Raw genomic sequence first — 25,200 nt, 5'->3', positions numbered from 1 at the left:
ACGCACAGGAAAACCCCGGCACCGTCGCTGAACGACGGTGCCGGGGTCGGGAAGTTCTTCCTAGACCACCGTGACGGAGACAGCGGCCGGGCCCTTGCGGCCGTCCTCGGTCTCGAAGGTGACCTTCTGGTTCTCCTCGAGGCTACGGAAACCGTTGCCCTGGATCTCCGAGTAGTGGACGAAGACGTCGGCGGAGCCGTCCTCGGGGGAGATGAAGCCGAAGCCCTTTTCGGCGTTGAACCACTTGACAGTTCCGTTGATCATGAGATCATCCTTTCTTCAGTGTCAGCGTCCGGATCATTCCGTGCGCTGGGTCGACCGAATGTTCCTGGAGGAATCAGTTCGCGTCCAAAAGACAACTTCCGTGAACTTGATTCCTTCCGGGGAACCGAAAGGGAAAAACAACTCAGAAACTGTAACCGACGTCCACACTACACCGCGGGGCCCCAGCCACCAAGGACGCCGGCTACGGCACCAGCACGATGCGTCCGGCGACCGTGCCCGCCCGCAGGTCGTCGAACGCGCGCGCGGCGTCCTCCAGCGGGTACGTCGTGGTCTCCACGTGCAGCTTGCCCTGCTGGACCAGCGCCACCGCCTGGCGCATGTCGGCGCGGGTGCCGCCGTAGGCGCGCTCGATGTTCACGCCCCACTCGAGCGGGGACGCCGCGGTGTTGTAGCCGAACTCGCCGCCGCCGAGGCCGACGAAACGGATCGCCCCGCCCACGCCGACCACCGACAACGCCAGGTCCACGGTCGGCTGCACGCCGACGAAGTCCAGGACCACGTCCGCGCCGCGCCCGCCGGTCTCCTCCAGGATGCGTGCCGCGGCGTCGCCGTCGCTGGGCAGCGCCAGGTCCGCGCCGTGGGAGGCGGCGTACTCCACCTTGGACGCGTCGGTGTCCAGGGCGATGATCCGGGCACCGGTCGTGGCCGCGAGGATCTGCAGGCCCACGTGACCCAGCCCGCCGAGACCGATGGTGACCACCGTGGCGCCACCCACGAGCCGGTCACGGATGCTGTTGACCGCGTGCATCGGGGTCAGCGCCGCGTCCGCCAGCGGGGCGGACGTGGTCGGGTCCAGGTCGCCCAGCGGGTCGAGGTGGTGGGTCTTCACCGCGATGTACTCGGCCATGCCGCCCGGGGAGCCGATGCCGGGGGACACCGGTGCCATCGCGCCGCGCGGGTTCGCCACCTCGCACTCGTTGTCGCGTCCGGCGAGGCACTTGTTGCACTCACCGCAGCTCAGGACCAGGGCCACCAGGGCACTGTCGCCCTTCTCCCAGCCGGTGACGGCCTCGCCGGTCTTCTCGACGACACCGGCCACCTCGTGGCCCAGGGTGGCGCCGATCAGCGGGCTGTCGTCGGTGCCGATGATGTGCAGGTCGGAGTGGCAGAGTCCGGCCCCGGACACCTTCAGCAGGACCTCGTCGGCCTGGATCTCCGGCACCGGCCGGTCCTGGACCTCGACGGTGTCCTTGGCGGTGAATGTCACTGCACGCATGGGTGCTCCTTCTTCTCGTACTTCTGGTTCTTCAGGGTTATTCAGGTGCGGTATCTGAAATCGGTCTCAGGGCATTGTCAGCACGGCCTTGACGGTCTTTCCGTTGACGGTGTCCTCGATGGCCTGGTCGATCTGCTCGAAGGGGTAGGTGGTGACCAGCTCGTCGAAGGGGAACCGACCTGCCTTGTACAGCTCCACCAGGTGCGGGATGAACACCTGGGGGACGGAGTCGCCCTCGATGGCGCCGATGATCTGCTTGCCGGACGCCGAGATGCGCTCGAGGTCGATCATCGCCCCCGGCTTCGGCGCGCCGATGAGCGCGATCCTCGCGCCGAAGGACGTGGAGTCGATGAGCTGGGAGACCACACCCGGCACGGCGGTGGTGTCCAGCGCGTAGTCCGCCCCGCCACCGGTGATCTCCAGGATCTTCTCGACCGGGTCCTCGTTCTTCGAGTTGATGGTGTGCGTGGCACCCAGCCGACGGGCGAACTCCAGACGCTCGTCGATGATGTCGACGGCGATGATGGTCGTGGCCCCGGCGACGCTGGCCGCCATGATCCCGGCCAGCCCCACCGCGCCGGTGCCGGTGACCACGATCGACTCGCCCGCGGGCACGTTCAGCGTGTTCAGGACGGACCCCGCGCCGGTCTGGATGCCGCAGCCCAGCGGGCCGGCGATCTCCACCGGTGCCCCCTCGGGCAGCACGACCACGTTCTTCTCCGAGGCGATCGCGTGCGTGGCGAAGGACGACTGGCCGAAGAAGCTGCCGTGCACCCCGTCGTCCTCGAACGTGGTCGAGCCGTCCTCACGGGCGCCGCCGAAGTTCAGGAAGGTGAAGTTCAGGCAGTAGGCCTCCCGTCCGCTCCGGCAGTTGCGGCAGTGGCCGCAGGCCGCGTACGACATCGCCACGGCGTCGCCCACCTTCACGCCGAGGACGGCGTCCCCGACCTCCTCCACGATCCCGGCGCCCTCGTGGCCCAGGACGATGGGGTACGGGCTCTCGATGTCACCCTGCCTCACGGCGATGTCGGTGTGGCACAGCCCCACCGAGGTGACCTTGACGAGGATCTCGTCGGGGCGCAGGTCCCCGAGCGTGAGATTCTCGAAAGTGAACGGCTCATCGACTCCACGGACGACTGCAGCCTGAACTGGTGTTGACATGATCTACGACCTGTTCTCTCTCACGGGTTTAACTTATGCCTCCAGGGTAGACCCGTTCAGGCGATCGGGGTGCGGTAGTCTCGGCGGCTCCGCTCAACCGACCCCTCACGGAAAGTCCCCGCATGCCTCCACGCAACCCGGCCCTCGGCCCGTACCACGACCGTCGCGAGATGAACCTCGGCATCGTCCTCGCCGGACTTGCCGGGGCCATGGGCGCGGCCGCCTGGCTGCACAGCTCCGGCTGGTACGTGACCTTCATGACCGGAAACACCGAGCGCATGATCCTGGAGCACTTCAAGGGCAACCACCTGCTCGGCCTCGGCGCGCTGGCCACGGTGGCGGCGTTCCTGGTGGGCGTCATGGTCGCCACGTTCGCCCGCATCTACTGGTGGACGAAGTCCCGGCACGCCGCGACGTTGGTCACCATGGTCGCCGCGTACGTCGCCTGGTTGTTCGACGTCCTCACCGACGAGGCCGGTGCGTCCTTCGGTGTGGTGCCGATCCTGTCGCTGGCCTTCGGGCTGGGCGCGTTGAACACCTCCATCAGCCGCGGTAACCAGGTGGCGATGCCGCTGTCGTACGTGACCGGCACGCTGGTGAAGATGGGCCAGGGGTTCGCCCTGCACCTGTCCGGGGTGCAGCGGTGGGTGTGGGTCGCCCAGCTGGTGACCTACGCCGGCTTCCTCGTGGGCATCGTGCTCGGCGGGGCGGTGTTCCACTCCATCGGCACGCACAACTCCCTGGCCGCTCTGGCAGTGATCACCACGGTGATCGCCGCGGTGACCTGGAAGCTCGACCACCCGCGTTTCGCCGCGAAGGACGCCGCCTGAAGCGACGACCCCGCGTCGCGTGCAGGATCCGCTCGGATCGTGGCACGCGACGACCGGATCTGGCACGGCGCGCGGGGTACGTCCGGACGTCACGCCGGACGCCGCGCCGGACGCTGTGGCATCGGTCACGTACCGGCGTTCACCAGCTGCGCGCCGCGCGCGTCCGTGCTATCACAGAGATCCACGTCAAGAGCACGCACAGACAGCACAGACGGCACCGATCGTGCCCCGTCTCCCTTCCGTCCCTCACCTCTGCCCCCGGAAAGGACCCTGCCATGGAGTACACCGAACTCGCGGCGTACCGGCTGCACGCCGGACATGTCACGACCTGGACCCCCACAGCGACGACCTCCACCGCCGATTCAGGCGACGCCTGGGCCGTGGACCCCCGCCCCCTGTCCTGCAACCACGAGGCGCACGTCGCCGAGGCGCTCGCCGCCGGCCCCGCCGCGAACCCTGCCGCGAACCCCGCCGCGTCTGACACCTCGTCCGACGCCTCCGACCCCCGCGGCGACAACTGGATCGGCACCGCCTTCCGCATCCACCACACCTTCGACGCCGAGGTCTTCGCCGCCACCCTGCGTGCGTGGATGGTCCGCCACGAGGCCTACCGCACCACCGCCGTGGCGGGCACCGTCGGCGACTCCGCCGTGGAGGACCCCGCCCTGCACCGCAGGACGCTGCCCGCCGACGCCGTCGACGTGACGTCCCGCAGCGTCGGACACCTGGCGGACGCGGCGAGCGTGCGCGAGGTCCTCGAACGGCACTTCGCCACCGAGGTCTCCGCCCTGCAGTGGCCGCACCTGACCGTGGCGACCGTCGGACCGGACGCCGAGGCGCCGGACGACTCCCTCGGCAGCCAGGACGGCCCCTGGTTCACCGTCGTCTTCGCCGCCGACCACGCGGTGATGGACGCCTACACCCAGATCGTCTCCATCGCCGAGCTGCGTGAGATCTACGCCGCCGAGCTCGCCGGACGTTGCCCCGAGCTGTCGCTCGCCGGCTCGCACGTGGACTACAGCCGCGTCGAGCGCGAACTGGCCGACGAGCTCACCGTGGAGCACCCCGTGGTGCAGCGGTGGCGCGACTTCCTGGGACGCTGCGACGGCACGCCGCCGGCGCTGGCGCTCGCCGCGACGCCTGCGGCGCCCGAAGCGTCCGGCGCCCCTGAGCCCCTGCAGGTCAGCACGTCCGTCTGGCTGCTCGGCGAGGTCGACGCCACGGTCTTCGGCCAGCTCGCCAAGAGCTACGGCGGCAGCCAGGTCACCGGCCTGCTCGCCGCGCTGAAGGTCGCCGTCGCGCGCGCCGACCGCACCGGTGTCTGCGGCGACGCGCTGCGCTACGTGATGCCGATGCACACCCGCACCTCCCCGGAGTTCGCCCTGTCCGCCGGCTGGTTCGTGGGGCTGATGCCGGTGGAGGACCCGATGCCGCGCGGTGCGGACTTCTCCGAGGCCGTCGCCGCCACCACCGCGGCGGTGAAGGCCAACCGTGACGTGGTCGCCCACCCGTACCCGCGCGTCGCCGAGCTGCTCGGCGTCACCCGCCCGCCGCGGTTCGTGGTGTCCTACGTGGACACCCGCTTCATCCCCGGCGCCGACGACTGGACGCCCCACGACAGGACGCTGCGCGCCGTCGCCCGCAGCGCCAGCGACGTCTACGTGTGGGTGGTGCGCACCCGCGCCGGGGTGAACATCTCCATGCGCTACCCGGACGACCGGGTGACCCGCGAGGCCGTGCGCGCCCTGATCGCCGAGTACTTCGCCGTGCTGCACAGCGTGGTCGACACCGGCGACGCCTCCTCGGAGCCCTTCGAGGTGCCCTTCGAGGTACCGACGACCCCCGTGGCAGTGTCGGAGGGCTGAGCCGGTGGAGCGTCTGACCGCCGACGACCACCTCTTCGTGGTCATGGAGCAGGTGACGGGCATGCCCGTGCTGCCTCAGGTGATCTGGCGGATCGGCGCGGCTGGTAATACTGAGGCGTCCGGCAACACTGGTGCGGTGCTCGACCACGTCGCCGACGTCGGACGTCACCTGCGCGCCGGACGCCTCTCCCGCCTGGTCACCCGCACCCGCGGCCCGGTGCGAGACCGTTGGACCTTCACCCCCGAGGCCGGACGCGTGCACGTCGAGCGTGACCCGCTGGCCCCCGACGCCGTCACCGGGTGGCTCGACGACCGGCTCACCACCGGCATCGACAGCGTGCACGGCTCCGCCTGGGAACTGTGCGCCCGACCCACCACCGACGGTGACGTGGTCGTCTCCCTGGTGCGCAGTCACGTCGTCGCCGACGGCGCCGCGCTGATCAGCGCCGTCACCGAGGCCGTGACCGGCACACAGCACGCCGCCGGGTCCCGCCGCGCGCCCGGCGACACACTGCGCGACGCCCTCTCCCTCACCCGCGCCGCAGGACGCGCCGCGGTGGGCCTGCTGCGCGGCGGCAGCGGTGCCGTGCCCGCTGCGTCCGGCGCCGTTCCCGACGCTCCAGTGGACATGGTGGGGGACGGCCCCGCCGTGGTGCCCACCGTGGCGGTGCGGGTGGACACCGCACGCTTCGACGAGGTCGCCGCGGCGGTCGACGGGACGTCCAACACGCTGTTCCAGGCCGTGACCCTCGGCGTGCTCGCCGGCTCCGGGCGGGTGGGTGAGGGGGACGCCGTGCCCGTCGCCGTGCCGATGTCGGTGCGTGGTGTCGGCCCGGCTGATCCGGCTGATCCTGCTGATTCAGGCGTTGACCTGCGTGCCAACGTCACCACCGGGGCGACGGTGCACACCACCGTGGACCCAGGACGCTACCGTGACCTGCGTCCGCTGCGCGAGGCGGCGAAGGTGGCCTACCGACAGGTCGGTGACCGGGCGGAACAAGGCGGCCTGGACCGCGTGGCGGCGATGGCGCAGCTCGCGCAGGTGCTGCCGGACGCCGTGGTGCGTCGGGCCGCGGCAGGGTCCAGCACCCCGCTGTGCCTCGCGTCGAACCTCGGCGAGCCCGACGCCGCCTTCGCTCGCCTGGGACTGGACTCCGGACTGGACTCCGGGTCAACTGCTACCTGTGACGTGGCCCTGCGTTCCGTGATCCGGGCGGACTCCGCCCGGGAACTCGCGGCGCGACGGGGCGGGATCAGCGCCTGGGCGGTGCGCAACGGGGACACGCTGTCGTTGTCCTTCACCTCCCTGGACCCGGTCCACGTCCGCGACACCGAGCATCTGCTCGACCTGGTGGCCGGGGAGCTGGACCGGTGGGGTCTGCGCTGGGGCAGCGACGTGGTGCGGTGGCTGTAGCCGGCGTCATTCCCGGGGGAACTTGTCTCAGTACCGGAGTACTCGAGCGCCCTTGACAACGATCTTCGCAGATCACCCCGGCCCTGTCCGGAAGGATCGGATTGTTGTCTATCCCTGCGGCCGTCGCTGAATGCCGGAGCTGCCATCTCCGACAGTTGACGTCTTTTCTCCCTTGATCAGGGCGAGTTGAACGACTGTTGTCAGGAACGCGGCAGGTACCACGAACCAGATGGGGTAGTAGTGCAGTGTTCCTGCTATCCCCTGGTCGCTCACAATCGCGCCCACAATGACGGACATGACCGCCAAGGTCATCGAAGAGATTATGATCCGTCGAGGTGTAAGGCATTTTTCAAACATTGAGGATCCCTTCTTGGCAGGTTGCCCCAGTTCTTCCACCAGCTGTCCTTATCGTGGACCAGAACATTGTTGTCCTCGACCGGGCCGTGGGAAACAGGTGTTTCCGTCATACGGCATCGCCGATATGGATCCAATTGTACGATGCCGTACTTTTGTACTTCAGCAACGCTATCGCGAGGTCGGGGGGCCTGCAACCGGTGGGGTATTTCAGAGACAGGAGAACGAACGCCCGAGTTTGGGTGGGTTCTTATCCAGCTGGTCGGTTGGCTCGCAGGGCCTCTTGTAGTGCTCCGAATACCCCGTCCATCGCGCGGCGAGCTTCCGGGGTGTCCGGGTACTTCGCGCGCAGGTCCAGGCCCGCGTCTGAGCGGGAGAACCACAGCTGCACCGTGTCCGTAGGCGAGGACGAGGACACGTAGCGCGCCCCCTCCGGCAGCAGGGGAGCATCACCGGCACTGCCGCCACCGTTCCCGTCACGGAAGTCCATGTAGGAGACCATCGGCACCACACCGTCCGGCAGGGTGGGGGCGAGCTGCTCCATCATCGTCTCCAGGGGCAGGCCGGCCACGGTCACCGCGTCGCGCAGCCACCCCAGGGTGGCGTCCACATCACCGGCACTGGCGACGACCGGGGCATTGCCGACCATCCACCCGACCACGTCGTGGCGCGGATCGGCGCGCCGGCCGCGGGTGTGCACGGGGATCACCGTGGCGAACTCGGACGCACCGGTCACCGGTTCCAACGCCCCGGCCAGCGCGGTGAGCACCACGGCGAAGGTCCGGGCGTCCAGCTGCCCGGTGAGCTCGGGGGCGTCGAGCAGGTGGCGGACGTCTTGCACGGGCTCCACCGGCTCCACCAGCCCAGTCACCCCGAGGTCGACGGGGAAGGCGGGGACGCGTCCGGCGGTGGTGCCGAGGAAACCGCGCCACACGTCCAACGCCGCGTCCGGGTCGGAGGTCTCGGCGGGCGCAGTGTCGAGGTAGGACGGCCCGGGGCCGAGGGGACGCCCGGTGAGTTCGCCGTGGATGCGGCGCAGCAGGAGCCACACGCTGAGCATGTCGGCGTGGAAGTGGTCCACGCCGACCACCAGCTCCCCGCCGCACAGGGCGAGGAACAGGCCGGGCACCGCGCCGGGCCGGCAGCGCTCGGCCATCAGCGCCTCGAGCGCGCCGGGCACCGGGACGTCCTGCGTGGTGGGGCCCACGGTGACGCTCACGGCGTCCGGCGCGTAGGCCTGCTGCCGGTCCCCGCGGGCGACGCTGCGCAGCGCGTCCGCCCCGGCGATCACCGCGCGCACGGCCTCCGCCACGTCGGACGCAACAGCACCGGACGCTGCACCGGACGCTGCACCGGACGCTGCATCGGACGGCACGGGCAGGGTGCCGCCGATCCACGTGGAGCGTCCGGACGCCGCGGCGGCGGCCAGGTGGTTGCGCTGGTTGAAGGTGAGCGGTGCGCCCGTGCCGCCCGGCTCACCGCGCCAGTCGACGCGCAGTTCGGTGAACGGTCCGGTCAGGGCGACGTGGTCGAGGTAGGTGACGTGCATCGTTACCGTGCGCTCTCCACGGCCGCCTCGGCGAGTACCTCGCGCAGGGTGGCCACGTAGGTGCGCACGGACTCCCGGGCGGTGGGGTTGTCCGGCGCCTGGCAGGAGAGCCCGAGGCCGGCGTCGTTGCGGGAGATCCACAGGTTGGCGTTGGCGGTGCGGCCGACGCCGGTGAACAGGCGCACGTCCGCGTCGGCGGGCTCGTCGAACCAGCCGAGGTCGAGGTAGGTCACCATCTGCGGGCTGCCCATCACCGACGCGTCGACCTGCCCGGTGCCGATCAGGTGCCCCAGCGAGGCGTGCACCGGCTCGTCGAGGGCCTCCTTCATGCGCGCCTGCGCGGCCGCGGCGTCCGGCAGGACGGCAGCCACACCACCGGCAGCTACGGGGAAGGACAGCGGCGTGAAGTTGCAGAACCAGCCCTGCGAGTGGGCGTAGGTCCGCCCGCGCGTGGCCGCGACGACCACCGTCGCGTAGCGGTCCTGCCCGGTCAGCCGTGCGTGCGCGACCCCGAGCGCGGCGTAGAGCACGGTGCTGAAGCTGACCTGGTGGGCCCGCGCGAGGTCGCGCAGCCGGGCGGTGGTGTCCCGGTCGGCCAGGATCCCATCGGACGCCCACCCGACCGCCGGCTGCGGTACCCCGTCGACGACGCCGGTGGGCAGCGGGAACCCGGGGACCCGTCCGTCGGTGAGGGCGAACATGTCGCGCCACGCGCGCACGCCGGGGGAGTCGTCGTGCACGGTCGCGGCGCGGGCGTACTCGTCGCGCACGTAGTCCAAAAAGCTCGGGGTGGTATCCGGCGTGGCCCCGTCGTAGCGTTCGATGAGCTCCAGGATGCCCGTCATCTGCGAGAGCCCGTCGCCGGAGGCGTGGTCCAGGGCGAACAGCAGGTCGAAGGACGCCGCGTCCTCCCGCGCCACCGTGGCCACCACCAGCGCCGGGACGTGGTCGAAGACCGCGGTGGACGCCAGCAGCTCGGTGATCGCGTCGGTGGGCACGCCGGGGACGTCGGTGGCGACGAGGTCGACCGCCGCGGCGGGCAGCGTCCTGCGTTCGATCGGTTCCTGCGGTGCGTCGCCGGCGACGGACAACCCCGAACGCAGCCCCTCGTGCGCGGCGACGAAGGCGTTGACCGCCCGCGTCATGCGCACCGCGTCCGGCACGCCGGGCAGCGTGGCCACCGAACAGGTGTAGGCGTGGTGCGTGCGGCCCTGCCCGCGTGCCGCGAGCACGCCGCGCACGTGGTCGGACTGCAGGAACGACGCCGGCGTCGGGTCGTCCTGCGCCGTGGTCGCCTCGTCCTTCATGGCCGCGGACGGCAGCCACGTGGTGACGGTGCCCTCCGGCACCCAGTCGCGCGCGTCGATGATCCTCATTCGTGCGACTATAGGACACCGCGCCAGGCGGTACCGGGTGATACCACGAGCGTGGTATCGCAGTGTCCACGACAGGGGGATGTGGGCGGGTGCGGGATCGACGAACATGGTGGACACGACATCGGGCAGCAGCCCGCCCCGCCCGAGAACCCGCCCCCCACAGGAGGACCACCATGACCACCCCCACCACACGCCGCACGAGGATGCGCCGCCACACCGCCTGGATCACCGCGACCCTCATGTCCGCCGGCCTCGTGCTCGGCGCCTGCTCCACCGAGGACGCCTCCACCAGCGCCTCGGGCAGTTCCTCTGCCACCGCGAACACGTCCGTGAGCACGGCGAGCAGCTCCACCGACGCCTCGAGCACCGACGCCGACTCCACCTCCGGCACCATCTCGGACACCGCCACCGCCGCCGAGGCCTTCCTCGACACCCTGTCCGACGAGGAGCGCGAGACCGTGCTCTACGACTACGACGACGAGACCAAGACCACCTCCTGGTCCAACTTCCCGGTCACCTTCGTCGACCGTGCCGGACTCAACCTCACCGACCTCACCGAGGAACAGCAGACCGCCGCACTGGCCGTGCTGGAGAACCTGCTCAGCGACGAGGCCTACGAGACCGTCTCCGGCATCATGGGCGGCGACGAGTACCTGCTCGAGAACAGCGACTCCACCGAGGACTCCCTCGGCCAGTACTACATCGCCTTCTTCGGCGACCCCTCCGACACCAGCGCCTTCGAGGTCCAGTTCGGCGGCCACCACCTGGGCATCAACGCCACCCTGGACGGCTCGACGGACTCGATCACCTTCGCCCCCACGCACCTCGGCGTGCAGCCGGCCGTGTACAAGGACGAGGACGGCAACGAGGTCCAGCCCTTCGACGGCATCTACACCGACGCCTTCGCCTTCTACGACAGCCTCACCGAGGAACAGCAGGAGACGCTGACCTCCGGCGACGTGAGCATGTGCGCCCCCGGCGACACCTGCGACTTCGAGTCCGGCGAAGGACTCACCGGCGCCGACCTCGCCGACGAGCAGAAGGAACTCCTGCTCGACCTGATCGCGAACTGGTCCGAGATGGCCGACGACGAGAGCAACGCCACCACCCGCGCCGAGATCGAGGCCACCCTCGACGACACGGTGATCGCCTGGTCCGGTGAGACGACCTACGACATGAGCACCGGCGACGGCATCTCGTTCTCGATCTCCGGCCCGAACGTCTACGTCGCCCTGGAGGCCCAGCAGGGTTCCGCCGGCGCCGACGTCGACGGGGTCAGCACCTCCGGCTGGGGCCACGTGCACACCATCTACCGCGACCCGTCCAACGACTACGCCGGCAGCGTGGAGCAGCAGGAGGCCAGCGGCATGAGCGGTGGCCCCGGCGGCGACATGGGCGACATGGATGACATGGGTGGCGAGCCGCCGAGCGGCGCGCCGGGCCAGTCGGACTCCAGCGACTCCAGCGACTCCAGCGACTCCAGCGACACTGACGCGGCCGACGCCGCGTAGTAGTCGCCGCCCCGCCCGGCGAACCCCCGCGTGCCGTGCCGGATCCGGTCGTTTCGTGCCGAGAAACGACCGGATCCGGCACGCGACCGTGGCTCGCCGGATGCGCTTCGTCGAACTGTGTTCCTACCGGCTCGTCGAAAGGCGCCGGGAGATCATCTGAGTGCCGCTCGACAGGAGGATTCCGGCCGCGATGATCGGAATGTACGCGGTCAGTATGCCGTCCCTGTTGTTGGCGACGTAGATGAATCCGGCGATGAAGGCGAGTGCGGACACTGCCAGGATCGTCATCACTACAGCGCTGGACAGACTGCGCGTCGCGGCGGTGGTCACAAAAGCAATCGCCCCCACCAGCACGCCCCAGATACCGATGACAAACGCCTGTGGGGAGCTGGACGCAAACGGAAGCCCGACGATCAGGCAGACAAAGCCAACCACGATGAAGGATAGTTCCACCGTGGGGGAGAGTTTCGCTTTTTTCACACCGGACTCCATGCGTAATCGATGCCTACCGCAGTTCGTTGAGGAAACTGCCGCAGACCGTGGTCATATGCGAATGGGGTGCATTGTTGCATACGACGTGGCCGCTGTCGCGGGCGAAGGCGGGGTAGTTACCCGCGCCAGCCGTTCAGGAGCTCGCCGGCGGTGTCGGCGAGCGCGGCCTGCAGCAGCGGCCCGAAGGAGATGCGTCCCACCCCGGCCCGCGCGGCGTCCGCGAGGCTCATCGCCCCGGGGATTGCCCCGTCCCGCGGGTGGGCGGTGACGTTGAGCGGCACGCTGACCTGGTCGAGGATCTGCGTGAGGACGTCCTGCGACGGGATCTTCACCGGGTAGAGCGAGTCCGCGCCGGCGTCCTGCATCAGGCGCAGGCGGGTGAGCGCGTCGTCGAGGAGTGCGGCGTCCTCACCATCCTTCGTGAAGGCGTCGGTGCGGCCGTTGATGACGAGGTGGACGTCCTCCGCGTCGGCGGCGGCGCGCACCGCGGCGATGTAGGCGGCGTGCTCCTCGGGGCTGCGGTAGCGGTCCTCGGTGTGGACGGTGTCCTCGATGTTCACGCCGACGGCGCCGGCGTCCAGCACGTTGCGGACGAGTTCGGCGGGCTGCAGGCCGAGGCCGGACTCCACGTCGACGGACACCGGGACGTCGACGGCGCCGGTGATGCGCGCGACGGCCTGGAAGTAGAGGTCGACGGGGGTGTTCTCCCCGTCGTCGTAGCCGAGGGAGTCGGCCACGGGGTGGGAGCCGACGGTCAGTCCGGTGAAGCCGGCGTCCTCGGCGAGGCGGGCGCTCCAGGCGTCCCAGACGGTGGGGAGGACGACGGGGGCGTCGTCGTGGTGGAGGTCGAGGAGGCGGGTGGCCTTCCGGGCGAGTTCTGCGGTGGTGTTCGACATGACGCCACGCTACGCCGATGGTGGGCCGGTACGGCGCTCCAGCTCGGTGACCCTCGCGCGAAACGCCTGCGCGGCGCGGGACGCCGGGGCGTGCAGCGCCGCCGCGACGTCCTGCCGGACGGCGTCCGTCCGCACGTTCTGCCGGACGCTCCACTCCCGCTTCGTGCGTTCGGAGCGGCGGTGGTTGCGGATCGCCACGACCCCGATACCGATGCCGATCAGGACAGGCACCCACACCTTGGAGTACTCCGCGAGGATCCCGATCCACCACGGTGCGTCCCAGCTCGGCAGGCTCGGCAGGGTGATGTCCGGCCACGGGATCGATGGCAGCTTGATGTCCGGCCACGGGATGGACGGGAGGGTGATGTCCCAGTCCGGCAGGAACTGCGACACCCACCGCCAGAGCCGGCGTAGCAGCCCCACCACCAGGGGGCCGAGCACGATGACGCCGAGCGCCCAGCCACCCTTACCCACCCCGGCGAGCAGCGGGTACGCCCAGCGTTTCACCCGGGAGCGGTCCATGGCGTCCTGTCGTTTCGCCGCGCGCGACCCGGCCGGGGCGTCGAGCTGGACGACGGTGTCGCGGGAGCGGAGGGTGACGGTGCGCACCCAGGAGTCCGCCCAGTTCGACTCGATCTCCAGCATAGGTTTGAGGACGGTCTCCTGGTGCCCGTATTCGCCGGGCGCCGGGCGCTTGTCCGGGTCGGCGACGGTCTTCTCCGAGATATCGATCTTGGTGTTGTTCAGGGACTTTCGACGCGCGACGACCACGCCGTCGACCCGCACGAGAAGCCGGGGAGAGTCCGAGGTGCTCTTGCCCTGCGGGAAGTGCGGGTCTAGGGCGCGAAGCTGAGTCTCCGGGCCGGTGGATACCTCGATGCGCCCCAGTGAGGGGTGGGTGATGCGCCAGGTTTCTACAGTCATTGGGCACTGACTGTATCGCGGACGGTGACGCCCTTCAGGGTCACACCAACCCCGCGTCGCGTGCCGGATTCGGTCCTCCCGCGCCAGGGATCGACCGGATCCTGTACGCGACGCGGGGTCGCCGCTCGCGCCGGACGCGCCGGACGCGCCGTGCTACCGGAAGTTGCCGGCGTGCAGCGCGTCGGCGAGCGGGGCGAGCTCCGGGACGTCGGAGGCGGCGTCCAGCGCGTCCTCCAGCGTGCGGTCGTGGGTGGGGCGGGCGGCGTTGAGCAGGTCGCGTCCGTCGTCGGTGAGTTCGGTGTAGATGCCGCGGCGGTCGTCGTCGCAGAGGATGCGACGCAGGAGTCCGCGGCTCTCCAGGCGGCTGACCAGGCGTGTCGTGGCGCTGGGGGAGAGGGCGGCGGCGCGGGCGAGCTGGGCCATGCGCATGTGCCAGCCGTCCTGCCGGTCGAGGGAGTCCATGACGGCGAACTCGACGACGGACAGGTCGTGGCCGTCCTTCAGCGCGCGTTCCAGGGAGGTGTCGATCGCGCTGTGCAGGGCCGCGAGGGTGCGCCAGCCGCGGGTGCGGACCTCGACGGCGTCGTCGGAGATGCTCATGGACCCCACTATAGCCGACTTGCGCGCATATACCGCGTGTGCAACTATCTAGAACATTGCGCGTGCAACTAATGCACGCACAACTACTGCAGACGCAACAACATGAAAGGACCCCGCCATGCCCGCAGCCCTCTACGCGCTGGCCCTCGGAGGATTCGGCATCGGCCTCACCGAATTCGTGATCATGGGCCTGCTGCCCGAGGTCGCCGCCGACTTCGGCGTCACCGACACCACCGCCGGATACCTGATCTCCGGCTACGCACTCTCCGTCGCCGTCGGCGGCATCATCCTCACCGTGGCCCTGCGCCGCATGGAACGCCGCACCGCCCTGCTCGGCCTGATCGTCCTGTTCATCGTGGGCAACATGATGTCCGCCCTCGCCCCGACCTACGGCCTCATGCTGGCAGGACGCGTCGTCGCCGCATTGTGCCACGGTGCCTTCTTCGGCATCGGCGCCGTCGTCGCCGCCGACCTGGTCACCCCGGCCCGCCGCGCCGGCGCGATCTCGATGATGTTCGCCGGCCTCACCGTCGCCAACGTCGCCGGCGTGCCCCTGGGCACCTTCATCGGCCAGGCCTTCGGCTGGCGCGCCACGTTCTGGGCCATCACCGCCGTCGGCCTCGTCGCCTTCGCCGCGATCGCCGCGCTGGTGCCGGCGTCGCCTGCGCCGTCCGCAGCGTCTTCTGTGTCCGCTGCGTCCGGAGGCGGTTCCGTGCGCGGGGAATTCGCGATCTTCCGTTCCGGCCAGGTCTGGCTGTCGATGGCGGTCACGGTGCTGGGCTACGGCGGCATGTTCGGCGCCTTCACCTACATCGCCTTCACCCTCACCGAGGTCTCCGGGTTCTCCCCGGCGACGGTGCCGTGGCTGCTCGTCCTCTTCGGGGTCGGCCTGTTCGTCGGCAACCTCGCGGGAGGACGCGCCGCCGACCGCAACCTCGGCGCGACCCTCGCCGTCCTGCTCGGCGTGCTCACGGTGATCCTCGTGGGCTTCGCGCTCACCGCCACCAGCCAGGTCGCCACCGTCGTCGCGCTGGTGCTGATGGGCGGGGTCGGGTTCGCCACCGTGCCCGGCCTGCAGATGCGCATCATGAACCACGCGTCGGACGCCCCGACGTTGGCGTCCGGGGCGAACATCGCCGCCTTCAACGTCGGCAACGCCGTCGGCGCATGGCTCTCGGGCCTGGCCCTGGCCGCCGGCCTGGGCTACACCTCGCCGCTGTGGGTCGGCGCGGCCGTCACGGCGGCGGGCCTGGCCCTGTTCGTCGCGGCGTCCCGCGCCCGTGGCGGCGAGTTCGCACGGACGCCGGGCGGTGCCGCTGCGACCGACGCCACTGTTCCCGCCGACCCCGCACACGTCTAACCCATCTCAAGGAGAACACCATGATCCCCACCGTCACCCTCAACGACGGCACCGCCATGCCTCAGCTCGGCTTCGGCGTCTTCCAGGTGCCCGACGACGGCGCGCACCGCGCCGTCGCCACCGCCCTGGAGACCGGCTACCGCAGCATCGACACCGCCGCGGTCTACGGCAACGAGGCCGGCGTCGGACGCGCCGTCGCAGCGTCCGGCGTCCCCCGCGAGGAACTCTTCGTCACCACGAAGCTCTGGCTCGACGGCCTGTCGCGCGACGGCGTGCGTCCCGCACTGGAGGCCAGCCTCGAACGACTCGGCCTGGACCAGGTCGACCTGTTCCTCATCCACTGGCCCGCACCGGCCACCGACGACTACCTGGCGGCCTGGGAGGGCATGCGGGAGGTGCGCGACGCCGGGCTCACCCGCTCGGTCGGGGTCTCGAACTTCCTGCCCGAGCACCTGCGGCGACTGGTCGAACGGGATGACTCCAGCGGGACGGTGCCCTCGGTCAACCAGGTCGAGCTGCACCCCGCGCTGCAGAACCGCGACACCGTCGCCGCCGACGCGGCCCACGGCATCGTCACCGAGGCGTGGAGTCCGCTCGGGCAGGGCGCGGCGCTCGCCGACCCCGTCGTCACCGACATCGCCGCCGCCCACGGTGCCACCGCCGCGCAGGTCGTCCTGGCGTGGCACCTGCAGCAGGGGCGCGTGGTGATCCCCAAGTCCGTCACCCCGGCCCGTATCGCGGAGAACCTCGCGGCCACCGACGTCCACCTCACGGCGTCCGACCTCGCCCGCATCGACGCCCTGGACCGGGGCATGCGCACCGGGCCACACCCGGCCGAGTTCAACGGATAACAGGTATCGTTTCGGAGACATCACTATGGTGTAGCCATGACTACAGAATCTGGCACCGTCGACCAACCCCTCGATCTGCTGATCGTGGGTGCGGGCCTCTCCGGTATCGACCTCGCCCACCACGTCGCCCAGAACTTCCCCCACTGGTCGTGGGAGATCCACGACACCCACGACGACCTCGGCGGAACCTGGCACACCTTCACCTACCCGGGCATCCGCTCCGACTCCGACATGGCCACCTTCGGGTTCCCGTTCCGCCCCTGGCCGCACAAGGGAACGCTGGGGCAGGGCGCGGACATCAAGGAGTACATCCGCGACGTCGCCCGCGACTGCGGCGCCCTGGAACGGCTGCACACCGGATCCTGGATCAGGGACGCGGACTGGCGGACCGACCTGAACCTCTACGCCGTCACCGCCGTCACCGCCGGGGGTACAGAGGGAACGGAAGGGGAGCGCACGATCTACACGCGCCGGGTCCACTACGCCTCCGGCTACTACTCCCACGACAAGGGGTTCCGGCCCGACTTCCCCGGCGAGGAGGACTTCACCGGGCAGATCATCCACCCGCAGGAGTGGCCGGAGGACCTCACCGTCGAGGGGTCGAGGATCGTGGTCATCGGCTCCGGCGCCACCGCGATCACCCTGGTCCCGGCGCTGGAGAAGGCCGGGGCGGACGTCACCATGCTGCAGCGCAGCCCCAGCTACGTCGCACCGCTGCCGGACGTCGACGTCATCAGCGGCATCTGGAGCAGACTGCTGCCCGCCGGGCCCGCCCACCGGGCCGCGCGACTCAACCACGCCGTCCGTGACATGGCACAGTACGTCCTCGCCCAGCGGGCCCCGTGGCTGTTCCGGAACGCGCTGCGGCTGATGCAACGCCCGTACCTGTCCGGGGACCAGATCGACGAGCACTTCACCCCCCGGTACAACCCGTGGGACCAGCGGGTCTGCAAGGCGCCCAACGGCGACATCTTCTCCGCGCTGAAGCGCAACGCCCACGTCGTCACCGACACCATCGACCATGTCACCGCCGACGGTGTCCGCCTGGACTCGGGCAGGGAGCTGGCCGCCGACGTCATCGTCACCGCCACCGGCCTGGAGCTCGAGGCCTTCGGCGGTGGCACGCTGAGCGTCGACGGGCGGGAACTGGCGCTCGACGAACAGGTCTTCTACCGGGGGATCATGCTGGCCGGCCTGCCGAACTTCAGCTTCACCGTCGGCTACGTGAACGCCTCCTGGACGCTGCGTTCCGACATGGTGTCGCGCTACATGGTGAAGCTGTGGAAGACCGGGGAGGAGTACTACAGCCCGGAACTGCCGCCGGGGCGCAGCGACCGCCCGCTGCTCGACTTCGACGCGGGCTACGTCCGGCGCGGCGTGCACAGGTTCCCCACCCAGGGGGACGCCTCACCGTGGCGGTACACGCAGAACTACCTCACCGAACTGCCCGGCCTCGCCTTCGGTGACCAGCGTCGGGACATGGCCTTCGGTGACCGCTGCCTGTCGCGCGTGGGACGGTCCCGACCCGGTCCGGCGATCCAGACCGTCGAGGCCGACGGCCCGTTCGTGGCGACCGACCTCCGGGCGCTCCCTCCGACGGAGACGGTCACCGTGGGCGGCCGGACGGTGCGGTTGCGCCGAGGTGGGCCGGGCGCGCGGCAGGACGGCCGGGACGTGATCGTCATGATCCACGGCATCGGACGCTCCCTGGAGGACTGGGACGACCAGGCCGTCCTCGTCGGGGAGAACAGCCGCTACATCGCCCTCGACGTCCCCGGCTTCGGGTTCAGCGACCCTGCCGCACGCGTCACCCTCGCCGACACCGCCGAACTGCTCTGGAAGGTCCTCGACGACCTCGGGGAGACCCGGGTCAACCTGGTCGGGAACTCCCTGGGCGGGGCGCTGTCGATGGAGATGACCGCGCAACGTCCCGACCAGGTGTCGAGCGTCTCCCTGGCGGACCCGGTGGGCTTCGGCGACAGCACCACACCGCTGATCCGGTTGATCGCCGTACCCGGGCTGGGACGGTTCAACGCCGCGACCACCCGCCTGCGGGCGGTCTACCAGCCGGTCGAGCACGTCGTCCTGCGCCGTCCTGGTGCCGTCACCCGCCACCGTCTGGAGGTGCAGCGCCGGATCGCCCGCCACCCGCACCGCTCCGCGACATTCCACTCCTTCGTCCGGCACCTGGGCTCCCCGCTGGGTGTCGCGGAGCGGTGGCGTCGCGACCTGCTCGCACGGTTCAGCGACGCCACGGCAGGGCGTATCCCGGTCATGCTGACCTGGGGCAGCAAGGACGCGATCCTGCCGTACCGCGACTTCCGGGCGGGGCTCGAGCAGATCGACGTGCAGGACGCCGTGGTCTTCGACGACTGCGGGCACATGCCCCAGCTGGAGTACCCGCAGGAGTTCGCCGAGCACTACCAGCGCTTCCTGTTCGGCGTGTGGGCGACCCACGGCGACGCCGACACGGGCGTGCGCGACAGGACGGGTAACTGATGATGACCAGGAAGAAGGACGCCGGTCCGCGCACCGTGCTGGTGACCGGGGCGGCCTCGGGCCTGGGTCTGGAGATCTCCCGGCAGTTCCTGGGCAAGGGCGACCGGGTGATCCTCACCGACCTCCACGAGGACGTTCCGTCCGAGGTCCGGTCGCTGGCGGGGGACTGGACGTACCGCCGGCTCGACGTGACCAGCGACGAAGACTGGCAGGCCGCGGCAGCTGACCTGGACTCGTTGGACATCCTCGTCAGCAACGCCGGCATCGCCGTCGGCGGACGGATCACCGAGACCACGGTGGACACCTGGCAGAAGGCCCTGGACATCAACCTCCTCGGCTCGGTGCGCGGACTCCGGTCCTTCGTCCCGAAACTCGCGACCGGCGGACGCATCGTGCTCACGGCGTCCGCGGCCGGCCTCGTCCACGCCCCGGCGATGTCGACGTACAACGCCACGAAGGCCGCGGTGGTGGCGCTCGGGGAGACACTGGACGCCGAACTGAGGCACCGGGGGATCAGCACCACGGTGATCTGCCCGCAGTTCTTCAGGTCAGGTCTCGCCGATTCGCTCGTCGGGGACGACGACGCGATGGACGCCGTGGCCCGCGTCCTCCTCGGCCGGACCTGGCTGACCTCCGAGATCGTCGCGCGCCGGGCGGTGAAGGGTGTCGAGGCCCGCCGGACCGTGGTGACCCCGGACGGGGTGGCGACCCTCTCGTGGTACTCCAAGCGGTTCACCCGGATCCCGTACCTGCTCCTGCTGCGCGCCGCCGGGTGGGGTGTCGCCCGGAAGGCCGGGCGGTAACCGGGGGCACATCTCAGGGTCTTCCCGGAGGTGCCGGCCGGTCCCATGCCCTACGCTCTAAGGGGTAACGACAGGGAGAGCCGTTCTCCCCGCACCGTGAGAGAGGACAAGACCCAGTGGCAACCGCAACCGCACACTCGGCAGCCCGCGCAGAGGGCCTGACCAAGACCTACGGGGCGGGCGACACCCGCGTCACCGCCCTCGACGACGTCAGCGTGGACTTCACCGCAGGCGAGTTCACCGCCATCATGGGGCCGTCCGGCTCCGGCAAGTCCACGCTGATGCACTGCATGGCCGGCCTGGACAGCCCCACCTCCGGCTCCGCCTTCCTCGGCGACACGGACATCTCCGGTCTCGGCGACAAGGCCCTGACCAGGTTGCGCCGCGACCGGCTGGGGTTCATCTTCCAGTCCTTCAACCTGGTCCCCACCCTCACGGCCGCGGAGAACATCACCCTGCCGATCGACATCGCCGGGGACAAGGTGGACAAGGAGTGGTTCGCCGAGATCACCTCGCGGCTGGGCCTGACCGACCGGCTGGGGCACCGCCCCTCCGAGCTCTCCGGCGGCCAGCAGCAGCGCGTCGCCTGCGCCCGCGCCCTGGTGGCGCGTCCGGAGATCATCGTCGGTGACGAGCCGACCGGCAACCTGGACTCCAACTCCTCGGCGGAGGTCCTCGACATCCTGCGTACCGCGGTGGACCGGGACGGCCAGACCGTGGTCATCGTCACCCACGACGCCAAGGCCGCCGCCTACGCCGACCGTGTCGTCTTCCTCGCCGACGGGCGCATCGTGCACGAGCTGCGCGACCCGGACGTGGAGCAGATCCTGGGCACCATGACCGGTATCGAGGGGTTGTAGGGGCCATGTCCTCCCGTTCCTCCTCAGCAACCACCATGCGCCGGGTCTCGCTGCGCAACCTCGCCGCCCACAAGGTCCGCCTCGTGCTCACGGTGCTGGCCGTGGTGCTGGGCACCGCGTTCATCGCCGGCTCGTTGATGTTCACCTCCTCGCTGCAGAAGACCTTCGACACCCTCACCGAGTCCACGACCCGCGGCATCGACGTGGTCGTGTCCGCCCCGCCGTCGGGGACGGCCCTGCCGCTGGACCTCGCCGACGGGCTGGAGGACGTCCCGGGCGTCGACCGGGTCACCGTCAGCGACGAGGTCACCGTGGTCGTCGCCACCGCCGGGGCGGACGGCACGCAGGAGACCCTGCAGACCGGCGGCGCGCCCGCCTTCGCCATGCCCTGGTACGCGCCGGACGCCGCCGTCGGCCCGGACACCGCCATCGTCGACGGCGAGGCACCGCAGGGCCCCGGCGAGGTCGTCGTCAACAGCACTGCCGCCGAGGAGCACGGTCTCAGCGTCGGTGAGGAACTCACCGTGGTCGACACCTCCGGTTCACACCCGGTGACCGTGTCGGGCATCTACGACATCGACATCGACGGCGGCGGGTTCCTCGGCCTGATGATGGACGAACCGGCGTTCGTCGACACCTTCACCGACGGCGCGACGACCGGCGGATTCTCGCTCGCCGCGGCGTCCGGCACCGGTGCGGACGCCCTGGCCGACGAGGTCGGCGCATACCTCGCCGCCGAGCACCCGGAGCTGGGCGACGTCGAGGTGAAGACCGGCGAACAGGTCGCCGCTGACCAGGCCGCCGAGATCGACCAGGCGCTCAGCTTCGTCAACTACTTCCTCATCGCCTTCGGTCTGATCGCCCTGGTGGTGGGCACGTTCATCATCGCCAACACCTTCTCGATGATCGTCGCGCAGCGCATGCGCGAGTTCGCGCTGCTGCGCTCCCTCGGTGTGGCCTCCGGCCAGCTGACCGTCTCGGTGGTCTTCGAGGCGGTGGTGGTCGGCATCGTCGGTTCCTTGCTCGGCGTGCTCGCCGGGGTGGGGCTGACGCAGGCGATCTACGCGGTCATCGGCGCCACCGGTGCCGGCCTGCCGAACACCGGTGTGCAGGTCACGGTGGGTTCGGTGGTGCTGCCGCTGATCCTCGGCATGCTGGTCACGGTGGTCTCCGCCTGGGCCCCGGCCCGACGCGCGGGCTCGGTGCGTCCGGTCGAGGCGATGCGCTCCGGCGACCAGTCGTCCAGCTCGCCGTTGCGCGGGCGCACGGTCACCGGGGCCGTCGTGCTGGCCGTCGGCGTGGTCGCCGCGGTGGTCGGCGTCCTGCTGGACGGGGCGTCCACCGGCCCGCGCGCCTCGCTCGTCGGCGTCGGCGCGTTGGCGGTGATCCTGGGCACGTTCCTGGTGTCCCCGGCGCTGTCGGTGCCGGTGGTGCGCGGCATCGGCGCGGTCGTCGGTGCACCGTTCGGCCAGGTCGGACGCCTGGCGGCGACGAACTCGGGACGTAACCCGCGCCGCACGGCGACGACCGCGTTCGCCCTCACCCTGGGCGTGGCGCTGGTCGCCTGCATCGGCATGCTCGGCGCGTCGATGAAGGCCTCGATCAGCGGCTTCATCGGCGACTCGGTGACCTCGGACTACGTGCTCGCCGGGCCGTCCAACGGCGCCTTCCCCGTCCCGCAGTCCGCGCTCGACGCGGTCCGGGACGTCGACGGTGTGGCGGACGCCGCCGGGTTCGGCTTCCTGCCGGTCACCGTCGGCGGCTACAGCGGCGGCACCGGCGTCATCGACGGTGACCCCACGGTCTCCGGCGGACTCGTCGGCACCGCCGGCGACGTGACGTTGGACGCCCCGGGCGTCGTCGCCGACGAGGACGTCGCCGCGTCCGAGGGGTGGGACGTCGGTGACGTCCTGCCGCTGACCGTCCGCATGCCGGACGGCCCCGAACGCGAGGTCGGCGAGGTCACGCTGCAGGGCACCTACGAACCCAACGAGCTCTTCGGCGCACACCTGGTGTCCTGGTCGGCGTTGGAGCCGGTGGCCTCCCAGCTCGGGGCCGGGGCCTCGCCGAACCTCTACGCCGTCTTCGTCGACGGCGACGGCTCGGTCAGCACCGACACCCTGCGCGACCGGCTTGAGGACGCCACCGCCGACCAGATCGTGGTCCAGGTGATGACGCCCGAGGAGTACGCCGGGCAGCAGGCCGTGCTCGTCGACCAGATGCTCAACGTGCTCTACGCGCTGCTGGCGCTCGCGGTGGTGGTGGCGGTGCTCGGCATCATCAACACCCTCGCGCTCAACGTCATCGAGCGGCGCCAGGAGATCGGCATGCTGCGCGCGGTCGGCACCCTGCGCGGCCAGGTGCGGCGCATGATCACCCTCGAGGCCGTGCAGATCTCGCTCTACGGCGCACTGCTCGGCGTGGTCGTCGGACTGGGCCTGGGCTGGGCGTTCCTCCAGGTGCTCGCCGCCGAGGGGCTCAGTGAGACCGCGGTGCCGTGGGGCCAGGTCGTGGGCATGGTCGTCGCCTCGGGCGTGGTCGGGGTGGTGGCCGCGGCGTGGCCGGCGGTGAAGGCGTCGCGGGTGCGGCCGCTGGAGGCGATCGCCGACTGACCGGTTCTGAGGGGTTGGTGGAATACTCGCCGGAGGTGGCAGGTTAAGGATCAGTTCCTGAAACAGTTCTACCGCCGAGCGGTACGAGGAGTACGCCACCGTGAAAGACCGCACCGCGCCGAGCGCACCGCCGCCACCGAAGGCGGGACCGCCGAACCGTCGCTTCTGGGCGGCGGTCACCGTCCTGACCCTCGGTGGCCTGCTCTTCGGCTACGACACCGGCGTGATCAACGGCGCGCTGCCGTCTATGACCGCCGACCTGGGCCTGGAGGAACGCTTCGAGGGGATCGTCACCTCCGCCCTGCAGTTCGGTGCGATCTTCGGCGCCATCTTCGGCGGGCGCGTCGCCGACCGCGTCGGACGCCACCGCACCATCGCCGTGGTCGCGGTGGTCTTCATCCTCGGCTCCCTGGGCTCGGTCCTCGCGCCGACCTGGGTGGTGCTGATGCTGTGCCGCATCGTGCTGGGCGTGGCCGTGGGCTCCGCCTCCGGCATCATCCCGATCTACCTCGCCGAACTCGCGCCGACCCACCTGCGCGGCAGGGTGGTGAACCAGAACGAGTTCATGGTGGTCTTCGGCCAGTTCCTCGCCTTCAGCTTCAACGCGTTGATCGCCCGTGCCGGTGGTGCCGAGGAGGGCGGCACGTGGCGCTGGATGCTGGCGGTGTGTCTCGTCCCGGCCATCGCCCTGTGGGTCGGCATGACCATCGTCCCGGAGTCCCCGCGCTGGCTCGCCGGCCACGGGCGCATCGAGGAGATGCTCGACGCCCTGCGCACCATCCGGGAGAAGGTCTACGGCTCCCCGGACTACGAGACCTCGCGCTACAGCGACAACTCCCCGAAGCCGGACAGTGACGAGATCACCCACCCGGTCGCCGGCGACGTCGAGGGCGTGCGCTCGCTCGCCGACCACGACGCCGGTGCGTCCTCCCGCCGGTTCCGCGACCTCTTCGCCGAACCGTGGATCAGGCGCGTGATGCTCATCGGCTTCGGCATGGCGGTGATCAACCAGATCTCCGGCATCAACGTGATCCAGTACTACGGCGTGACGATCCTCACCCAGGCCGGGTTCGAGGGCAACACCGCCTTCACCGTGAACCTGCTGATCGGTGTGGCCGGGGTGGTCGGCATGCTGCTGTCGATGTTCCTGAACACGCGCGTACGCCGGCGGCGCATGCTGATGAGCGGGCTGACCGGCACGGTGATCACGCTGACGCTCATGGCGCTGGTCTCGATGGTGGTGCCGGACGACGTGGAGGCGAAGAAGTGGGTCATCCTCGCCGCGATCGTCGCCTTCGTGGGCATCATGCAGTGTGCCGTGGGCGCGATGACATGGCTGTTCATGTCGGAGATCTTCCCGATGCGTGTGCGCGGCGAGGCGATGGGCCTGGCCGCGGGCGTGCAGTGGTCGGTGAACTTCTGCGTGGCCCTGTTCTTCCCCTACCTCATGGACGCCATCGGTTTCGGCCCGACGGTGTTCATCTTCGTCGGCCTGCAGCTCGTCGCCCTGGTGTGGGTGTACCGGGTGGTGCCTGAGACCAAGGACAAGACACTGGAGACCATCGAGCAGGAATTCCGGGACTCCGTGGGCCAGTAGTGCCGCGAAAGAATGTATAGCCCGCTGTTCTATCTGTGGTACGGGGGACTAGAGTTTCACAGGTCCCACAACTGAACCGATGACGCCTGCGGCCGACGTTCCGACGAAACGACGCTGCCGCGCCGTCCGTGAAAGCGAGCCAACG

21 protein-coding genes are annotated in these 25,200 nt (G+C 70.2%); 11 read left to right on the top strand and 10 right to left on the bottom strand.

From position 1 onward, the window contains the following. Positions 1-60: 60 nt before the first annotated feature. The 3 genes from ACT3TD_RS08645 to ACT3TD_RS08635 form a co-directional block, all read right to left on the bottom strand. Positions 61-264 carry a cold-shock protein gene (locus ACT3TD_RS08645; protein WP_301443614.1) on the bottom strand — a complete coding sequence of 68 codons (204 nt, stop codon included), beginning with the start codon at positions 262-264 and terminating at the stop codon, positions 61-63. A 202-nt stretch (positions 265-466) separates the two neighbouring features. After that, positions 467-1,501: an alcohol dehydrogenase catalytic domain-containing protein gene (locus ACT3TD_RS08640; protein WP_301443615.1), complete on the bottom strand. Its 1,035-nt coding sequence runs from the start codon at positions 1,499-1,501 to the stop codon at positions 467-469. 66 nt (positions 1,502-1,567) lie between these two features. Then, positions 1,568-2,662, bottom strand: a complete 1,095-nt coding sequence (locus tag ACT3TD_RS08635; RefSeq protein WP_441578863.1) for an NAD(P)-dependent alcohol dehydrogenase — start codon at positions 2,660-2,662, stop codon at positions 1,568-1,570. 122 nt (positions 2,663-2,784) lie between these two features. On the opposite strand from ACT3TD_RS08635, the gene ACT3TD_RS08630 reads away from it, so the two are divergent. The 3 genes from ACT3TD_RS08630 (at position 2,785) to ACT3TD_RS08620 (ending at position 6,771) form a co-directional block, all read left to right on the top strand. Continuing rightward, positions 2,785-3,492 carry a YoaK family protein gene (locus tag ACT3TD_RS08630; RefSeq protein ID WP_301443617.1) on the top strand — a complete coding sequence of 236 codons (708 nt, stop codon included), beginning with the start codon at positions 2,785-2,787 and terminating at the stop codon, positions 3,490-3,492. A 275-nt stretch (positions 3,493-3,767) separates the two neighbouring features. Next, positions 3,768-5,357 carry a condensation domain-containing protein gene (locus ACT3TD_RS08625; RefSeq protein WP_441588226.1) on the top strand — a complete coding sequence of 530 codons (1,590 nt, stop codon included), beginning with the start codon at positions 3,768-3,770 and terminating at the stop codon, positions 5,355-5,357. A 4-nt stretch (positions 5,358-5,361) separates the two neighbouring features. Next, positions 5,362-6,771: a hypothetical protein gene (locus ACT3TD_RS08620; protein ID WP_444614986.1), complete on the top strand. Its 1,410-nt coding sequence runs from the start codon at positions 5,362-5,364 to the stop codon at positions 6,769-6,771. Between the two features lie 108 nt (positions 6,772-6,879). Here the strand turns inward: ACT3TD_RS08620 and ACT3TD_RS08615 are convergent, their stop codons facing one another. The 3 genes from ACT3TD_RS08615 to ACT3TD_RS08605 all read right to left on the bottom strand — a co-directional run bounded on the left by ACT3TD_RS08615 (position 6,880) and on the right by ACT3TD_RS08605 (position 10,050). Beyond that, positions 6,880-7,167, bottom strand: coding sequence for a hypothetical protein (locus ACT3TD_RS08615; RefSeq protein WP_301443958.1), 288 nt, complete (start codon positions 7,165-7,167; stop codon positions 6,880-6,882). 208 nt (positions 7,168-7,375) lie between these two features. Continuing rightward, complete coding sequence (locus ACT3TD_RS08610; protein WP_301443959.1) at positions 7,376-8,674, bottom strand: hypothetical protein; 1,299 nt, start codon at positions 8,672-8,674, stop codon at positions 7,376-7,378. Positions 8,675-8,676: 2 nt separating this feature from the next. Beyond that, the gene (locus ACT3TD_RS08605) at positions 8,677-10,050 is read right to left on the bottom strand and encodes a condensation domain-containing protein (RefSeq protein ID WP_301443960.1); all 1,374 of its coding nucleotides are present in this window, start codon (positions 10,048-10,050) and stop codon (positions 8,677-8,679) included. A gap of 173 nt (positions 10,051-10,223) precedes the next feature. Here ACT3TD_RS08605 and ACT3TD_RS08600 point away from each other — a divergent pair, with 173 nt between their 5' ends. Continuing rightward, complete coding sequence (locus ACT3TD_RS08600; RefSeq protein ID WP_441578860.1) at positions 10,224-11,561, top strand: DUF3500 domain-containing protein; 1,338 nt, start codon at positions 10,224-10,226, stop codon at positions 11,559-11,561. Positions 11,562-11,684: 123 nt separating this feature from the next. Here the strand turns inward: ACT3TD_RS08600 and ACT3TD_RS08595 are convergent, their stop codons facing one another. From ACT3TD_RS08595 to ACT3TD_RS08580, 4 genes are all read right to left on the bottom strand, one after another. Next, a complete protein-coding gene (locus ACT3TD_RS08595; protein ID WP_441578859.1) occupies positions 11,685-12,041 on the bottom strand; it encodes a hypothetical protein in 357 nt (118 codons plus the stop codon). A 128-nt stretch (positions 12,042-12,169) separates the two neighbouring features. Beyond that, positions 12,170-12,949, bottom strand: coding sequence for an isocitrate lyase/PEP mutase family protein (locus tag ACT3TD_RS08590; protein ID WP_441578858.1), 780 nt, complete (start codon positions 12,947-12,949; stop codon positions 12,170-12,172). A 9-nt stretch (positions 12,950-12,958) separates the two neighbouring features. Then, a complete protein-coding gene (locus ACT3TD_RS08585) occupies positions 12,959-13,873 on the bottom strand; it encodes a hypothetical protein (RefSeq protein ID WP_301443366.1) in 915 nt (304 codons plus the stop codon). Between the two features lie 153 nt (positions 13,874-14,026). Continuing rightward, positions 14,027-14,473: a MarR family winged helix-turn-helix transcriptional regulator gene (locus tag ACT3TD_RS08580; protein ID WP_301443367.1), complete on the bottom strand. Its 447-nt coding sequence runs from the start codon at positions 14,471-14,473 to the stop codon at positions 14,027-14,029. Positions 14,474-14,591: 118 nt separating this feature from the next. On the opposite strand from ACT3TD_RS08580, the gene ACT3TD_RS08575 reads away from it, so the two are divergent. The 7 genes from ACT3TD_RS08575 (at position 14,592) to ACT3TD_RS08545 (ending at position 25,055) form a co-directional block, all read left to right on the top strand. After that, a complete protein-coding gene (locus tag ACT3TD_RS08575) occupies positions 14,592-15,833 on the top strand; it encodes an MFS transporter (protein WP_444614985.1) in 1,242 nt (413 codons plus the stop codon). 20 nt (positions 15,834-15,853) lie between these two features. After that, positions 15,854-16,684, top strand: a complete 831-nt coding sequence (locus ACT3TD_RS08570; protein ID WP_301443369.1) for an aldo/keto reductase — start codon at positions 15,854-15,856, stop codon at positions 16,682-16,684. Between the two features lie 36 nt (positions 16,685-16,720). Continuing rightward, positions 16,721-19,183 carry an alpha/beta fold hydrolase gene (locus ACT3TD_RS08565; protein ID WP_301443370.1) on the top strand — a complete coding sequence of 821 codons (2,463 nt, stop codon included), beginning with the start codon at positions 16,721-16,723 and terminating at the stop codon, positions 19,181-19,183. Then, positions 19,183-19,986 (top strand): SDR family NAD(P)-dependent oxidoreductase, encoded by an 804-nt coding sequence (locus ACT3TD_RS08560; RefSeq protein ID WP_301443371.1) that lies wholly within the window; start codon positions 19,183-19,185, stop codon positions 19,984-19,986. Before ACT3TD_RS08565 ends, ACT3TD_RS08560 begins: the two co-directional genes overlap by 1 nt. Positions 19,987-20,102: 116 nt before the next feature. Beyond that, positions 20,103-20,846, top strand: a complete 744-nt coding sequence (locus ACT3TD_RS08555) for an ABC transporter ATP-binding protein (RefSeq protein WP_441578855.1) — start codon at positions 20,103-20,105, stop codon at positions 20,844-20,846. A gap of 5 nt (positions 20,847-20,851) precedes the next feature. Beyond that, complete coding sequence (locus ACT3TD_RS08550; protein WP_301443214.1) at positions 20,852-23,458, top strand: ABC transporter permease; 2,607 nt, start codon at positions 20,852-20,854, stop codon at positions 23,456-23,458. A gap of 100 nt (positions 23,459-23,558) precedes the next feature. Then, the gene (locus tag ACT3TD_RS08545) at positions 23,559-25,055 is read left to right on the top strand and encodes an MFS transporter (RefSeq protein ID WP_301443215.1); all 1,497 of its coding nucleotides are present in this window, start codon (positions 23,559-23,561) and stop codon (positions 25,053-25,055) included. The last annotated feature ends 145 nt before the right edge of the window (positions 25,056-25,200 follow it).

Origin of the sequence: Corynebacterium sp. AOP36-E1-14, from assembly GCF_052377495.1 — a bacterium.
In the GTDB taxonomy this organism is placed as follows: Bacteria; Actinomycetota; Actinomycetes; order Mycobacteriales; family Mycobacteriaceae; genus Corynebacterium.
This window is presented reverse-complemented; position numbering and strand designations above follow the sequence as displayed.